At 37.4% G+C, this 15337-nt stretch carries 18 protein-coding genes and 1 riboswitch (1 of these 19 cut by a window edge); of the genes, 8 read left to right on the top strand and 10 right to left on the bottom strand.

What is annotated here, in order from left to right; translation table 11 throughout:
- Window positions 1-634, bottom strand: partial view of a collagen-like domain-containing protein gene (locus tag DET63_RS24680; RefSeq protein WP_113938153.1) — the 5' portion only. The gene continues 740 nt to the left of window position 1, outside the view; 634 of the gene's 1374 nt are visible here — the first part of the coding sequence; the start codon lies at window positions 632-634; the stop codon falls past the left edge of the window.
- Window positions 635-772: 138 nt separating this feature from the next.
- Window positions 773-1693: a Nif3-like dinuclear metal center hexameric protein gene (locus tag DET63_RS24675; RefSeq protein ID WP_113938152.1), complete on the bottom strand. Its 921-nt coding sequence runs from the start codon at window positions 1691-1693 to the stop codon at window positions 773-775.
- Between the two features lie 332 nt (window positions 1694-2025).
- On the opposite strand from DET63_RS24675, the gene DET63_RS24670 reads away from it, so the two are divergent.
- Both DET63_RS24670 and DET63_RS24665 read left to right on the top strand, forming a co-directional pair.
- Window positions 2026-2349 (top strand): iron-sulfur cluster biosynthesis family protein, encoded by a 324-nt coding sequence (locus DET63_RS24670; RefSeq protein WP_002089124.1) that lies wholly within the window; start codon window positions 2026-2028, stop codon window positions 2347-2349.
- 113 nt (window positions 2350-2462) lie between these two features.
- Window positions 2463-3368 (top strand): DMT family transporter, encoded by a 906-nt coding sequence (locus DET63_RS24665; RefSeq protein ID WP_113938151.1) that lies wholly within the window; start codon window positions 2463-2465, stop codon window positions 3366-3368.
- Between the two features lie 28 nt (window positions 3369-3396).
- Here the strand turns inward: DET63_RS24665 and DET63_RS24660 are convergent, their stop codons facing one another.
- Entirely contained in the window at window positions 3397-3618 is a 222-nt protein-coding gene (locus DET63_RS24660; protein WP_002015710.1) for a hypothetical protein, read from the bottom strand.
- 289 nt (window positions 3619-3907) lie between these two features.
- On the opposite strand from DET63_RS24660, the gene DET63_RS24655 reads away from it, so the two are divergent.
- Window positions 3908-4291, top strand: a complete 384-nt coding sequence (locus DET63_RS24655) for an ATP synthase subunit I (RefSeq protein WP_002089121.1) — start codon at window positions 3908-3910, stop codon at window positions 4289-4291.
- A gap of 616 nt (window positions 4292-4907) precedes the next feature.
- On the opposite strand, the gene DET63_RS24650 is transcribed toward DET63_RS24655, so the two are convergent.
- Both DET63_RS24650 and pckA read right to left on the bottom strand, forming a co-directional pair.
- Entirely contained in the window at window positions 4908-5105 is a 198-nt protein-coding gene (locus DET63_RS24650) for a hypothetical protein (RefSeq protein ID WP_002089120.1), read from the bottom strand.
- A 296-nt stretch (window positions 5106-5401) separates the two neighbouring features.
- Window positions 5402-6988, bottom strand: coding sequence for a phosphoenolpyruvate carboxykinase (ATP) (pckA, locus tag DET63_RS24645; protein WP_113938150.1), 1587 nt, complete (start codon window positions 6986-6988; stop codon window positions 5402-5404).
- A gap of 228 nt (window positions 6989-7216) precedes the next feature.
- Window positions 7217-7338, top strand: a riboswitch (SAM riboswitch).
- 169 nt (window positions 7339-7507) lie between these two features.
- Between pckA and metK the strand changes: the two genes are divergently transcribed.
- Complete coding sequence (gene metK, locus DET63_RS24640) at window positions 7508-8707, top strand: methionine adenosyltransferase (protein WP_002015707.1); 1200 nt, start codon at window positions 7508-7510, stop codon at window positions 8705-8707.
- Between the two features lie 190 nt (window positions 8708-8897).
- Here the strand turns inward: metK and DET63_RS24635 are convergent, their stop codons facing one another.
- Together DET63_RS24635 and DET63_RS24630 are read right to left on the bottom strand one after the other, a co-directional pair.
- Complete coding sequence (locus DET63_RS24635; protein WP_002067721.1) at window positions 8898-9080, bottom strand: hypothetical protein; 183 nt, start codon at window positions 9078-9080, stop codon at window positions 8898-8900.
- Between the two features lie 6 nt (window positions 9081-9086).
- Window positions 9087-9266 carry a hypothetical protein gene (locus tag DET63_RS24630; RefSeq protein ID WP_002067722.1) on the bottom strand — a complete coding sequence of 60 codons (180 nt, stop codon included), beginning with the start codon at window positions 9264-9266 and terminating at the stop codon, window positions 9087-9089.
- Window positions 9267-9501: 235 nt separating this feature from the next.
- Here DET63_RS24630 and DET63_RS24625 point away from each other — a divergent pair, with 235 nt between their 5' ends.
- Together DET63_RS24625 and DET63_RS24620 are read left to right on the top strand one after the other, a co-directional pair.
- The gene (locus DET63_RS24625; protein ID WP_003191949.1) at window positions 9502-10011 is read left to right on the top strand and encodes a MogA/MoaB family molybdenum cofactor biosynthesis protein; all 510 of its coding nucleotides are present in this window, start codon (window positions 9502-9504) and stop codon (window positions 10009-10011) included.
- Window positions 10008-10610, top strand: a complete 603-nt coding sequence (locus DET63_RS24620; protein WP_113938149.1) for a molybdenum cofactor guanylyltransferase — start codon at window positions 10008-10010, stop codon at window positions 10608-10610. The genes DET63_RS24625 and DET63_RS24620 overlap by 4 nt, the downstream gene beginning before the upstream one ends.
- A gap of 285 nt (window positions 10611-10895) precedes the next feature.
- On the opposite strand, the gene DET63_RS24615 is transcribed toward DET63_RS24620, so the two are convergent.
- The 3 genes from DET63_RS24615 to DET63_RS24605 form a co-directional block, all read right to left on the bottom strand.
- Window positions 10896-12038 (bottom strand): glycosyltransferase family 4 protein, encoded by a 1143-nt coding sequence (locus DET63_RS24615; protein ID WP_113938148.1) that lies wholly within the window; start codon window positions 12036-12038, stop codon window positions 10896-10898.
- A gap of 12 nt (window positions 12039-12050) precedes the next feature.
- Entirely contained in the window at window positions 12051-12581 is a 531-nt protein-coding gene (locus DET63_RS24610; protein WP_002167520.1) for a phosphatase PAP2 family protein, read from the bottom strand.
- Between the two features lie 145 nt (window positions 12582-12726).
- Window positions 12727-13239, bottom strand: a complete 513-nt coding sequence (locus DET63_RS24605; RefSeq protein ID WP_002015678.1) for a gamma carbonic anhydrase — start codon at window positions 13237-13239, stop codon at window positions 12727-12729.
- Window positions 13240-13313: 74 nt separating this feature from the next.
- Here DET63_RS24605 and DET63_RS24600 point away from each other — a divergent pair, with 74 nt between their 5' ends.
- A complete protein-coding gene (locus DET63_RS24600; RefSeq protein WP_002089108.1) occupies window positions 13314-14117 on the top strand; it encodes an alpha/beta hydrolase in 804 nt (267 codons plus the stop codon).
- 40 nt (window positions 14118-14157) lie between these two features.
- On the top strand, window positions 14158-15222 hold the full coding sequence (locus tag DET63_RS24595) for a tetraprenyl-beta-curcumene synthase family protein (RefSeq protein ID WP_002138728.1): 1065 nt from the start codon (window positions 14158-14160) through the stop codon (window positions 15220-15222).
- Window positions 15223-15337 lie beyond the last annotated feature (115 nt).

Below are 15337 nucleotides of genomic sequence, written 5' to 3'. Positions count from 1 at the left end.
GTCCGGTAGAACCAGTAGAACCGGTGTTTCCGGTAGAACCAGTAGAACCGGTGTTTCCGGTAGAACCAGTAGAACCGGTGTTTCCGGTAGAACCAGTAGGACCAGTAGGACCAGTAGGACCAGTAGGACCAGTAGGACCAGTAGACCCAGTAGGACCAGTAGGACCAGTAGACCCAGTAGGACCAGTAGGACCAGTAGGACCAGTAGGACCAGTAGGACCAGTAGCTCCAGTAGCCCCGGTAGGTCCGGTAGACCCAGTAGCCCCGGTAGAGCCAGTAGCCCCGGTAGGTCCGGTAGACCCAGTAGGTCCGGTAGAGCCAGTAGCCCCGGTAGAGCCAGTAGATCCGGTAGGACCACCTTCTACCAATAAGATATAATCTTGAGACACATTCGGAAATCCTTGAGGTGCATCTTTTTTTACAACATAGCCGCTACTCGTGTAAGTGACAACTTGTCCCGTTTTATAGTTAGGAGCGGCTGCTAGACTAAAAGCGGTAGTACTTTGCAAACCGGACCCGGCATTGCCAGTAGGTCCAGTAGCACCAGTGGGTCCAGTAGCGCCAGTAGGTCCAGTACTGCCGATAGAACCGCTGTTGCGTCTACCGTCACAACTAAAGCAATTGCGTTGGTACATATATTATCTCCTTTCTATATTTTTGAAAATATAGTTTTAAAAGTAGAACTACTATATATATATTGTAGATTCTATATTTTTGTGTGGTCGATCGTATTGTGTATATAGATTTTAAAAATAGGGGAGGTGTTATTAGTTTTATAACCACCATGTCTCCTGTGGAATCAGAGTAACATCTACATCAAAATTCTCTTGAAACCAATCGTACATCAATGTCTTTTTCACTAAATATTCAGAGGCAGAGTGTGAGACACCGATGAGCGACATGTTTGTTTCTTTCACATAATCTATAATGAGCGAATATTTATGTCTGCCGTAATCATTGTCGATATGGCAATGGATCTCTCCTGTAATATATGCTTCAGCACCTTTTTCTTCTGCTTCTTTCATTAAAGATACGACATCGCCGCAGCCAGCGATAATTGCAATTTTCTTGATGGAATCGTGTTGTTTACCTTCGAGGTCTGTATAAGGAATGTTAAAGAGTTTTTTTAGACGTTTTTGGAGTTTTTCTGTTGTTGTTTCATCTATTTCACAAATGAGACCGGCTGGTTCGTTTTCTGGCCCCCCGTAAGCGAATCCGTTAATTATATTGGCTTGTAGTGCTTTTGCGATTGAAATGCTAGTTCCATATGTTTGATGAAAATCCATTGGACCGTGACATGTATATATAGAAAGTTTCTTTTCTTTTATTGCCTGCAAATATTTTGATGAAATTGGAATAAACCCCCGCCCTGATTTTCCGAGTGGATCACCGCACTCCATCACAAGTGGATGGTGCATGAAGAGTAAATCACCTGGTATGGATTGTGAAATGAATTTTTCGAGAACATCATCAGTCGGGAACACAGCTAAAAAGATTGTATTTACATTTTCAGTACCTCTTATCATAAGACCGTTAAATAGCTCAACAAAATTTGCTTCGAAAAATTGTTGCCATGGAAACTGGATTTGATCATATGTAGCTGGAATGAAACGACTAAAGGCACTGTCTTTTCCGTATTTTTCAATTTGGAATAAATGATTAAGTGATTGTTCTATTTCTTTTAAGGCTGGCATGTTTAATAATCCTCCTTAAGATAATTCTTACTTTGTTAGCTGTTTTTATTTTTTATAGCAAAATAAGAAGCGGATATAAAACAAATAAAAGCTAGAATCCAGCCAATAGCAGGGAAATAGGGAAGTATATGTTTTAATACCATTCCGCTAGAAATAAAAAAGCTACCTAATAGACCTAATAAAAGGGGATATCACTGTAGTTTGAACATCAGTGATATAAGCGCCCTTACCACATATATTGTATAATAGTCTCAATTTTCTGTATATAAGATTTAAGAAAAATGGTGGTACAATATATAAATGATACGAGAAGAGAGGATGTGGGTTAACACATGTACGTTACTGTAACAGAGGCAGCATATAAAAAGATTATGGATACGATTCCAAGTGAAACGAAATATATAAAGTTATTTTATGATAATGAAGGTTGCGGTTGTGTTATGAGCGGGATTATTGATTTAGTAGCCGTTTCAGAGAAAGATGAGCGCGATGTAGATATCGAATCAAGCGTACTAAACTTTATTGCAGATCGCACAAAGCTTGTATTTATGGATGATAAATTAACAGTTGATTGGCATGAAGTTGGAGGGACTTTCCAGCTGAAGAGCCCAAGCCAGTTTTATAATCCGAATATGAAGTTACATGTTCGAGTATAATGAAGAGAGAAGGAGTATATAATATGCTCCTTTTTCTTATGGATTTTTTCACATAATGAAATGTACATATGGTTGAATTTTCTGTATAATTCTCTTTGCGGAGGGGGTTGCGCATGAGAAGATGGGGAATTGAATTATTAATTTTAAGTGTCGTTATTATTTGGGGGATTAACTATACGATTGCGAAATATGGACTTTTAGAATTTACAGCAATTGAGTTTACTGCAGTTCGAATGATGACAGCAGCACCACTACTGTTATTACTTACGTTCTTTATCGAAAAGTCACTTTATATGGAGCGAAAAGATATACCAAGATTAATCATCGTTAGCGTTGTAGGTATTGTACTGTATCAAACGTTATTTATGGAAACTGTAAAATACACATCCGCTACAAATGCTTCTTTACTCATATCTATTTCACCTATTTTTACAACTTTATTTGCGATTTTCTTGAAACAAGAAAAATTCTCCTCTCGAAAGTTAGTTGGTTCCATGATTGCCTTTATTGGTGCTACATTAGTTTTAGTAGCAGGGCATTCACTCGCTAGTTCTTTCTACGGAAATGGGATTGGACTTATTACATCAATATGTTGGGGACTTTATCCCGTTTTAGCAGGGCCGCTTATTAAAAAATACTCAGCATTACGTGTTACTGCATGGTCGACATTAGTTGGAGCGATTCCGCTTTTATTGTTAAGTGGTCCACATGTATTTGTCATGCCATTTCACATTACACACGGAATGACACTATTTGCTTTACTATATTCTGTTTTCTTTGTAACAGTATTCGGTTTAGTCATGTGGTATGTTGGTGTTCAAAAAATTGGTGCGTCACATACGATGGTATATATGTATATTACGCCGCTTGTAGCTGTTTTATTTGCAGCTGTATGGGCAAATGAATATGTATCGTTTCAACAAATAATCGGTGGAATCATCATTTTCTTCGGTTTATGGTTTGTGAAATCAGAGAAAGTAGAAGCTAATTCTATCGTGCAAGAACCTATATCAAAATAGGAAAACAGATCACCTATGATCTGCTTTCCTATTTTTTTATTTTTGGTAAAAATACGAGGAATAAAATGGCAGTAATAAGTGGGATTAAATTAAGAAAAGGAATACGGAAGAGTGTAATAAGAATAATACCTGGAAGAAGAACACCGAGGACAGCATAGAAAATACTATGTTTTTTCATGTACCAATATAATGAAAGTCCAATAAGTGCAGGAACAATGAGATGAATGAGAGCCATTAAAAAATAAATCATTAGACGCCCCCTTTATTTATGTGCTTATTACATCATATCCGTATGTTCATAGATTGATATCAATTTTTTCATAATTGGACGAAAATGTTTTGAAAAACGTCACATTTATGAGGGATTCTATATTAGAAATCTTGTATAATATTATTTCCTAAAAGCATTTTAAAAACATAAACATACTGTTTATGTTTTTAAAATTTGAGTGAAATGAATTTTTAGTAGTATGGACTCGAAAGAAATGAGTTATATAGCTTTGGTTAGATAGATAAAAACTATTGAAGGGGAGTACAATATGATTAGTATGTCATTAAGGTCGTTTAAAATTCAATCGTATTATCTACTAGGTATTCTGTTATTAGGCTGGATGTTAACACCGTTTTCAGCACATTTTCTAGGTGCAGGAATTGGACTTATTGTAAGCATGTATTGTGTTTGGATTTTAGGAAGGCGTATCGAAAAGCTTGGAGATAGTATAGTAAAGAAGACGAAAGCGCCGACGCTTGGTATGTTTAATCGCTTTGCAGCTGCAATTTTGGGTGCTATTATTATGTACGAAATTGAGCATCATATGGTAATGTGGGCATTTGCAGTAGGTATTCTGGGTGGTTATTTCTTAATCGTTATTAATTTAGGGTATTATAGTATGAAGGATGAAGAAGAATTAACAAAGGGTTAAAAGAGCTAAAAGAGCCTCTTTTTAGATGGAATAGAGGATCCAGCGGTGGATAGAAGCGGTTAGGGCCTTTTTTGTTTCCATGCGGTGTGAAACCAGAAGGATGTAGTGAGTGGGATAATAGTTTATATGTTCGAAGCCGTGGTTTGTATGTGTGAAAATCCGAGTATATCAATTGAAAATTAGGTTTGGAACTTTTTTAGATGGAATAGAGGATCTGGCGATGGATAGAAGCGGTCAGATCCTTTTTTAGTCCCATGCGGTGTGAAACCAGAAGGATGTAGTGAGTGGGGAAATAGTTTGTGTGCTCGAAGCCATGGTTTGTATGTATGTAAATTGAAAATTGGGCTTGGGAAGTTTTAAGTTGGAACAGAGGATCTGGCGGTGGATAGAAGCGGTCAGATCCTTTTTTAGTCCCATGCGATGTGAAACGAGAAGGATGTAGTGAGTGGGGGAATAGTTTATATGTTCGAAGCCGTGATTTGTATAAATGAAAATCTGGTTACTTAAAATGAAAATTGGCTTACTCTGGAATAAGGGATCCGGCGGTGGATAGTACAATAGGAAGCGTAACTTTGTATAAAATATAGGTTTCCGCTTCCAATAAGTTAATATGAAATCACTTAGTAGTATGACTCTTAGGTTCTTTAAAAAAGTTGGATACAATACAACAAACTATTCCAGTAATTAGAATAATGTATTTTATCGTTTCACTTGTATGCTCAAATAAATTAACGTTAAGCATCACAAGTCCCCAAAACATTTGAATCGCTCCATAACTGAATAAAATTTTTCCAGTACGAGAAAAATTTTTCATGGGCCTCACCCTTTCCTGTATATGTAAATTATATCATTGGAAACTACAAACGAATGATTATAAAATGAATTTTCTGTAAATTTATAGGTATTGGTATGCAATAGATGAAGGGATTAAAGTTTCACTTTATATAAGATATAGAAAGAAGCTTACGTTTTTAACGTAAGCTTCTTTTTTATGTAAGTGTGTGTAACCGTTAAGCCGCATTGGGTTTTGTCGGTGAGTACGCGGAACTTTACGGTTACACGACACTTATTCATATGAGTAAAAGGGTTATTCCAACAGAAAATTTGTAATTAAGCGATCGGACCGCCTAAGTTAATAATATTTTCAGAAACGCTATCGAATTTTTTGAAGTTTTCTTTAAATTCGTTTGCAAGCTCAATTGCTTTCGCTTTGTAAGCATCTTTATCAGCCCAAGTTTGTTCAGGCATTAATACTTCATCAGGTACACCTGGAACATGAAGAGGTACTTCAAGGCCAAAGATGTCGTGTTTTGCAGTTTCAGCTTTAGCAAGTTCACCGCTTAGTGCTGCTTGAATCATTGCACGAGTGTAACCTAAGTTCATACGTTTACCAACGCCGTATTCGCCACCAGTCCAGCCAGTGTTTACTAAGAATACTTTCGCATCATGTTTCTCGATTTTTTCACCAAGCATTTCAGCATAACGAGATGCATCAAGCGGTAAGAACGGTGAACCGAAGCAAGTAGAGAATGTAGCTTGCGGAGATGTAACACCGCGCTCTGTTCCTGCTAGCTTACTAGTGTAACCGCTTAAGAAATGGTACATAGCTTGCTCTTTTGATAACTTACTGATTGGAGGCAATACGCCAGATGCATCAGCAGTTAAGAAAATAATTGTATTTGGATGTCCTGCAACACTTGGCAGTACGATATTGTCAATCGCATGCATAGGGTATGCAGCACGTGTATTTTCTGTTAAAGTAGTATCGTTATAGTCAGCGATGCGTGTTTGACCATCAATGACAACGTTTTCTAAAACTGAGCCAAATTTGATTGCATCGAAGATTTGTGGTTCTTTCTCATGAGAAAGGTTTACACATTTTGCATAGCAACCGCCTTCAATATTGAATACGCCGTTATCAGACCAACCGTGCTCATCGTCACCGATTAATTTACGGTTTGGATCAGCAGATAATGTTGTTTTGCCTGTTCCAGATAAACCGAAGAATAGTGCTACGTCGCCTTCTTCGCCTACGTTTGAAGAGCAGTGCATAGAAAGAATATCTTGTTCAGGTAGTAAGAAGTTCATAATAGAGAAGATTGATTTTTTCATTTCTCCAGCATATTCTGTACCACCGATTAGTACGATACGTTTTTCGAATGAAACCATAATGAATGCTTCAGAATTTGTACCGTCAATTGCTGGATCTGCTTTGAAGTTTGGTGCAGAAACAATTGTGAACTCTGATTCGTGAGTTGCTAATTCTTCTTCATTTGGACGAATAAACAATTGATGTACGAACAAATTATGCCATGCATATTCGTTAACAACTTGAATTGGTAGGCGATAGTTGCGATCAGCGCCAGCAAATCCTTTGAAGATGAATAACTCTTCTTTTTCTTTTAAGTATTCTAAAACTTTTATATATAATTTATTAAAATGTTCTTCAGAGATCGGTTGGTTCACGGCTCCCCAAGCAATTTTGTCAGCAACCGATGCTTCCTTCACAATAAATTTATCTTTAGGAGAACGTCCTGTGTATTTTCCTGTTGAAGCAGAAACGGCACCAGTAGAAGTTAATTTCCCTTCGTTTCGCATTAATACTTTTTCCACTAATTGCGGAACACTTAATTGAATCTGTGCATTGCTTCCGTTCAATAATTCATGTAAACCAATTTGGACATTCACAGTACTCATATTTATATACCATCCTTTTCATTTAATGAAATATTTCTCGTAATCCCCATCAATAGTATAACACAATTATATAAATAATGTATACTATTTATTTATTTTTGTTTGTGTGAATGTATCATTTTCCTATTAATATTTCATTCTATGGGTATTGAGAAAAACTTTCAGGAAAATGTGAATATTAATTGACAAATGAATATCATTTCTTTAGTATAGGTTGGGACGGATACTCTCTTATCCCGAGCTGGCGGAGGGACAGGCCCGATGAAGCCCAGCAACCTCACTTGTAGTGGTAAATACAGGTGAATAGGTGCTAAAACCTGTGCGAGGCTAACGGTCTCGAACGATAAGAGCAAAGGGCAAAAAGCAGTATGCAAGTAGCAAATTAAACCTTTCCTCTATGTTAAGTAGGAAAGGTTTTTCTGTATGCTTGTGTGGGAGAATAAATGTATGTCGCAGTTTGTGGCAAATTAAGGATGAGTTCCGTACAATATATACAATTACTGTAGGGAGGTTTACCCCATGACAAAAAAACGTCATCTGTTCACATCTGAGTCTGTAACTGAAGGACATCCAGATAAAATTTGTGACCAAATTTCTGATTCAATTTTAGATGCGATCTTAGCAAAGGACGCAAATGCACGTGTAGCTTGTGAAACAACTGTAACAACTGGTTTAGTATTGGTAGCGGGGGAAATTACGACTTCTACTTACGTAGATATTCCAAAAATCGTTCGTGAAACAATTCAAGGCATTGGTTACACACGCGCAAAATACGGATTCGATGCAGAAACTTGTGCAGTTTTAACATCTATCGATGAGCAATCTGCTGACATCGCTATGGGTGTTGACCAAGCACTAGAAGCACGCGAAGGTCAAATGACTGACGCTGAGATTGAGGCAATTGGTGCGGGAGACCAAGGTTTAATGTTTGGCTTCGCATGTAATGAAACACAAGAATTAATGCCACTTCCAATCTCGCTTGCTCACAAATTAGCTCGTCGTTTAACTGAAGTACGTAAAGATGACACATTATCATACTTACGTCCGGATGGAAAAACGCAAGTTACAGTTGAGTATGATGAAAATGGTAAACCTGTACGTGTGGATACAATTGTAATTTCTACACAACATCATCCAGATGTTACGTGGGAAGAAATCGATCGCGATTTAAAAGAGCACGTAATTAAAGCTGTAGTTCCAGCAGAATTAATGGATGGAGAAACGAAATTCTTCATTAACCCAACTGGCCGCTTCGTAATTGGTGGACCACAAGGTGATGCTGGTTTAACAGGACGTAAAATCATCGTTGATACTTACGGTGGATACGCTCGCCATGGTGGTGGTGCATTCTCTGGTAAAGATGCAACGAAAGTTGACCGTTCTGCAGCATATGCAGCTCGTTATGTTGCGAAAAACATCGTAGCAGCTGGTCTTGCTGACAAAGCAGAAGTACAACTTGCATACGCAATTGGCGTAGCACAACCAGTATCAATTTCAGTTGATACATTAGGCACTGGTAAAGTATCTGAAGACGTATTAGTAGAACTAGTTCGTAACAACTTCGATCTTCGCCCAGCTGGTATTATTAAAATGCTAGACTTACGTCGCCCAATTTACAAACAAACAGCAGCTTACGGCCACTTCGGACGTACTGATGTAGATCTTACATGGGAACGTACAGACAAAGCAGCTACTTTAAAAGAGCAAGCTGGTCTATAATATATGAAAAAAAAGCTTTGCGCGTGTCGCAAAGCTTTTTTTATTTGGTTTTATCCCGCATTAACGGGCAGTAAGCCTCCCACCTCAAAATTCGGCTGTAAAGCAAAAAAGTTAGGTAGGAGGCTAACTGCCCGTAAAAGCCCGATTGGTTCAACTAATAATCAGTGGGGAAGAACAAAATCCCCACTGATTAAAGTTTCACTTTATTTACTACTTGAATGCAAGAACTACAATAAACTTCCCCGTCTAGCTCAATATACTTCTTCATATTTGTCATACCACTTGCCGGAAATGGCATATGAATCCACGCTTTTTCATACGTTTGTATTTCCTTTTCACATGATTTACAAAGGATTGGTTTCTTACGGAACATAGACGGTCACCCTTTCAGTTGGCGTGCTTTTCCTGCGCAAAAAGCACTGCTCAGTAAAAATAGCGTTGCGAATATAATACTCACTAATGTAGCGTATGGAATTGCTCCTTTTAGAGAAAAACCGACAGTGATGGAAGCAACAAATAAGAGGATGAATGTTGTTGTTAATTTTTTGTATAGTTCCATAGTGAGTGAACCTCCAAATTATTTTGTAATTTAAAATGAAATCTACTATGTAGAAAATATAAGGGGATTTAAAGAGTTAATGGTGTGTAGTCCAGGCGTATAAGAAAGTGTATTTTCCTTTTTATGGTCGTATATACTTATATTGTATCACGGTGCATCATTGGCTTCATACATAATTGTGTAAAGATATGTATGATAAAATGAAGAAAAGTCTTTAGGAAAGGAAAGATGAAAAATGAGCGTAACTGAACATAAAAAACAAGCTCCAAAAGAAGTGCGCTGCAAAATCGTGACGATTTCCGATACACGTACGGAAGAGACGGATAAGAGCGGACAACTATTACATGAATTATTAATAGAAGCAGGACATAAAGTGACCTCTTATGAAATTGTGAAAGATGATAAAGAAAGTATTCAACAGGCTGTGTTAGCTGGTTATCATAGGGAAGATGTTGATGTCGTGTTAACGAATGGCGGAACTGGTATTACGAAACGTGATGTAACGATTGAGGCAGTGTCAGTGTTATTAGATAAAGAAATTGTTGGATTTGGTGAGTTGTTCCGTATGATAAGTTACTTAGAAGATATCGGAAGTAGTGCGATGTTAAGTAGAGCAATCGGTGGTACAATTGGACGCAAAGTTGTCTTTTCCATGCCAGGGTCTAGCGGGGCAGTTCGCCTTGCGATGAATAAATTAATTTTACCGGAATTAGGTCATATTACATTTGAGCTGCATCGCCAATGAGTAAGTATGCTGGAATTGTATTGGCAGGCGGTATGTCGAGTCGATTTGGTGAGCCGAAAGCGTTAGTGAGCTGGCAAGGGAGTACTTTTATAGAGCATATTTTGAAAGTGATGACAACTGCGTTACAAGAAGTTGTAGTCATTAGTCATTCTGATATAAAAGAGCGAGTAGAGAAACTCGTACAAGTTCCTGTTATAGAAGATATTCCGCATTATAAAGGAAATGGACCACTTGCTGGAATTGTATCAGGAATGGAATATGTAGAAGCAGATTGGTACGCTATTATGCCTTGCGATGCGCCAAATGTTTCGCATGAATGGTTTACCATTTTACTAGAGCAAACGAGCAATGAATATGATGCGGTTGTCCCTATTATTAATGGAAGAAAACAACCGTTACTTGCAGCGTATCATAACCGCGTGAAAGAAAAGGTTTATGCTTTGCTTCAGGAAGAAAAAAGAAGTATGGGCCAGCTTTTATCACAATGTAATGTAAAATATATTGCTGGTGAAGAGGTACAGGCGAATGCAGATTGGTTTATGAATGTGAATACGAAAGAAGAATATGTGCAGGCTCAAAAAGACCTTTCAAATGAATGAAAGGTTTTTTGATATACAGAAATTGGGGAACAATTACTGTATAAAGGTATGTGAGTAAGTTGATTTTAAGGGGAATTTCTTAAAATCATCATACAGTAAAAATACTGTATAACCATATATTAATCTTTTTGGGTTTTTATTACAAGACTGTTTAGTTATGTATAATTCTGTTATAATTAATATAGAAAAGTGGTTATGTTTCACCTTGTGTACCATTTATTAAACTAAAATTTTCAATTGTGTAATAAACTCCCTGCCCCTCATTGCAGGGAGTTTATTTAAGTTTTAAGCCAGTAGTTCTGCTTTGTTTTGGTGAAGAACTTCTTCATATTGGTTAAGTAAATTATGAAAGATTTCATCCCAACTTTGTGATTTCGCATAAGATGAGGCGGCGACTCCCATTTGTTTCAATCTTTCTTCATTGTTTAATAAATAATAAATCGACGATAAAAATGAGTCCACATTTTTTGGCTCACATAGAAAACCAGTTTTTTCATTTTTAATAATATTTTTAACCCCGCCACTATTCGCACCAATAACAGGTGTGCCACATGCGAGTGACTCCAGTACGACGTTCCCAAATGTTTCAGTAGGAGAGGGAAATACCATTAAATCGGAGGAAGCATATGCTTCAGCCAAATCCGTGCCTTGTAAATATCCAGTAAAAGTGACATTTGTTTTCGGAACAGCTTCACGCAAATTTGTTGCTAGAGGCCCGTCTCCAGCAATGAGCCAATGAATATCGTCACGTTCTTTGTTTGTCGTTTGAATAAGTGTTTGAAGAGTATCGATATCTTTTTCAGGAGCAAGGCGCCCGACGTAGGAAAGAATATATTTCGCTGTAATATTATATTTTTTTCGGAATAGGTCTTTATTGTAAGTTGGATGAAAAAGAGTACAATCTACACCACGTCCCCAAATATAGAGCTGTTGAAATCCTTTTTTCTTTAATTGATGTAATGTTTCAGGAGAAGGAACAAAGTTTTTTTGCATATGACTATGAAACCAGCTTAAATAGTTCCATAGCATATTGGAGAGAAATTCGATTTTGTAATAGCGTAAATAGGCGTCAAAATCAGTATGATAAGAACCGACAACTGGGATATTTAACTTTTTGGCATAATATAACCCACAAAGTCCCATATTGAAAGGCGTGGCGATGTGAATGATATCAGGTTTAAAGGCAAGAAGTTCCCGCTTAATGCGCGGAGTAGGAAAGGCAAAGCGACATTCTGGATATAATATTGTTAACGGGATACTTCTCATTTTGTTCACATTCGCTACGAAATTATCTTCTGCCGTATGCTGAGGGGCGAAAACAGAATAGGCGATATTTTCTTTTTGGAAATATTTAGTTAAACGTTCCAAAGTTTTCGCCACACCGTTGACTTGTGGTGTAAATGTATCGGTAAATATGGCGACTCTCATCATATCGCTCCTTTACATGAGTGGAATGAGTTGATAAAAAGAGATGATGCCAGAGCAAGTGCCAAGGCACATGCCTACAAATACATCTGACGGATAATGAAGCCCTAAATAAATACGGGAAATACCGACGCATAATGCTAACGGTAATAGAAAAGCAAGCAAGTTTGGATTATAGCAAATAAATGGAATGAGGACAGAGAAAACAGCCGTTGTATGTCCGGATGGAAAAGAATGATCTTTTAAAGGCTGTACTGGATATTTCGCATCTTGAATTGTTAAATAAGGACGTTTTCGTGGATACCATCTTTTTAATATTTGCACAGGAATATGGCTAATTGTCAAAGAAATAGCAGTTGCAATTGCAGCTTGATGCAAATTCCCTGTTGCGAAAATTAAAAAGAATAGGGTAAGTGCAATGGAAAAACTTGCACCACCGATATGGGTAATATTGCTGAAAAAGATGTTTAATGTTTTTTGATCAAAGTAGCGATTAATTCCTTTGAAGATGTAACATTCTATTTTATATAGTCCACTGACCTTCATGAGATTTTTCCTCCCTCATTTACATATATATGGAGTTATTAACTTCTATTTTAATAAGATTTTATTGAGGGGATAATAAGGTTTTGTAAAGAAAAAGTTAGATTTTTTCATAAAAAAAGCTGCCAGTCTTATGGCAGCGATAAAATCACTTTTGTAACGATTTATAATATTGTCCTTTTTCAACGTATTGTGTGCGGATACGTTCCATATCTTTACGGTCTTCTTCTGTTAATTCGCGAATGACCTTCGCAGGGCGACCGAAAGCTAACGTATTAGGAGGGATTTTCTTTCCTTGTGAAACGAGACTACCAGCACCGATGAAAGCTCCTTCACCAATTTCAGCGCCATCTAATATGATAGATCCCATTCCGATTAAAGCATCTTTTTCAATTTTGCAGCTATGTAAAATAACTTGATGCCCAACGGTAACGTCATCTTCTAAAATAAGAGGATACTGGGGGCTTTGGTGAAGTGTACATTGATCTTGTACATTTACTCTATTTCCAATTATCGTTGGTGATACATCACCGCGGATGACTGTATTAAACCAAATGCTAGATTCTTCGCCAATTGTCACATCGCCTGTAATGGTAACATAGTCAGCGATAAAAGCACTACTCGCAATTTTCGGGTTTTTTTCTTTGTAAGGATATATCATGTAAAGCCTTCCTTTCCTAGAGACTAGTTTTAGTGTATCAAATTATGAAAAAGAGTGAAATGGGGGAGTTTCGTATGTGGAACTATGAAGCGGAGGAAGCGAAAGCCGTCATTATTATCGTGCATGGTGCCATGGAATATCACGGGCGTTATGAAGCAGTTGCAGAAATGTGGAATCATATCGGTTATCACGTCGTTATGGGCGATCTTCCAGCACACGGAACCACTTCAAGAAATAGAGGACATATCGACTCATTTGATGAATACATAAAGGAAATAAAGTTATGGGTGAAAGAAGCAAGGAAATATAGATTGCCTATTTTTTTATTTGGTCATAGTATGGGAGGACTTGTCGTTATTCGTATGATGCAAGAAACGAAAAGAGAGGACATAGATGGGATTGTACTAAGCTCACCTTGTTTAGGAGTATTAGCTGCACCTTCCGCTTCGCTTCGTGCTGCTTCAAAAATATTAAATGTCGTTGCTCCAAAATTGCAATTTGCAACAAATCTCACTGTAGAAATGTCAACTCGTAATCATGAAGTGAGGGATGCGATGGAGAATGATTCATTGTTCTTGCGTAAAGTATCAGTACGTTGGTATAGTGAATTGATTAAGTCTATCGAGATTGCTCATGAGAAAATAGATGATTTTCCAGATGTTCCGCTCTTGCTAATGCAGGCGTGTGAGGATAAACTTGTAGATAAAACACGTGTCCGTACATGGTTTGATAATGTTAAAATTAGTGATAAGGCATATAAGGAGTGGCCTAATTGTTATCATGAGTTATTAAATGAGTATGAGCGTGATGAAATTTTGAATTATATTCAGTCATTTACTGAAATACGTGTCAATAATATAGTAGAAACAAACAAATAAATTATTATTTGTACATTTAATAGAGGAGATGAAGGAAGAAGTGAACGTACCGAGTAATCCCATAACGCTCATGGCCAAAGTATACCGTGATGTGTTTCCGGTTGTACACCATGAGCTAGCGATGTGGAAAGAGCGTGCCTACCATATTCCGAATGACGAGCTTCATAGTCAAGCGATCGCAAGTATTGAAAATAAAACGTTTCATTGTGAAGGCGGTGGTATTTTAGCGCTACTAGCAAATGAACATCGTGAGGAATGTATTCGTTTTATCGTAGCTTATCAAACGATTAGCGACTATTTAGATAATTTATGTGATCGTAGTACATCACTTGACCCGAAAGACTTTGCGGCTCTTCATGAGTCGATGGTAATGGCATTAAGCCCTGAAGTTGAAGGGGGCGGTAACTATTATCGTTATCGTGATGATCAAGATGATGGTGGTTATTTAGATGAGCTTGTTGAAACATGTCAGGATGTTTTAAAGAAAACGAAGCATTATGATAAAATTGCTCCAATTCTTCATGAACTTGCTTGTTATTATTGTGATTTGCAAATTCATAAACACGTGAAGTTAGAAGAAAGAGAACCACGCTTAAAAACATGGTTTGAAGCGCATAAAGAAAATTTACCACCGATGAGTTGGTTTGAGTTTTCAGCATGTGCAGGTTCTACGCTTGGAATTTTCTGTCTTGTAGCATATGCATTTCATGATGAGTTACATGAAGAAGATATTGTGAAAATTAGACAAGGATACTTTCCTTACGTACAAGGACTTCACATTTTACTTGATTATTTCATCGATCAAGAAGAAGACCGTATCGGAGGAGATTTGAATTTCTGTAGTTATTATGAAAACGAGCAAGCTATATTAGATCGTATGAAACATTTTGTAGAAGAAGCAGAGAAGAGCATTGGTGATTTGCCTCATGCGAAGTTTCATCGTCTCATAAGCCGAGGATTACTTGGTATTTATTTATCAGATCAAAAAGTATCAGCACAAAAGAATATGAACAAAATGGCACGGCGCATTGTAAAATACGGAGGGCTCACTTCACGATTCTTCTACTGGAACGGGAAGATGTACCGAAAGAAAATGGCGCAGTGATGAAGAGACCATCTCAAAAGTGGTCTTATCCCTGTCAAGTAGACAGTATTAAAAAGACTAAGCAGCCATCGAGATTCGATATTCTATCGGAGCTCGATGGTTGAGTCGTTTTTGG

It is taken from the genome of Bacillus sp. DB-2 (assembly GCF_003315125.1).
GTDB lineage: Bacteria > Bacillota > Bacilli > Bacillales > Bacillaceae_G > Bacillus_A > Bacillus_A mycoides.
The sequence above is the reverse complement of the archived record's forward strand: the minus strand, read 5'-3'. Positions and strand labels throughout refer to the sequence as shown.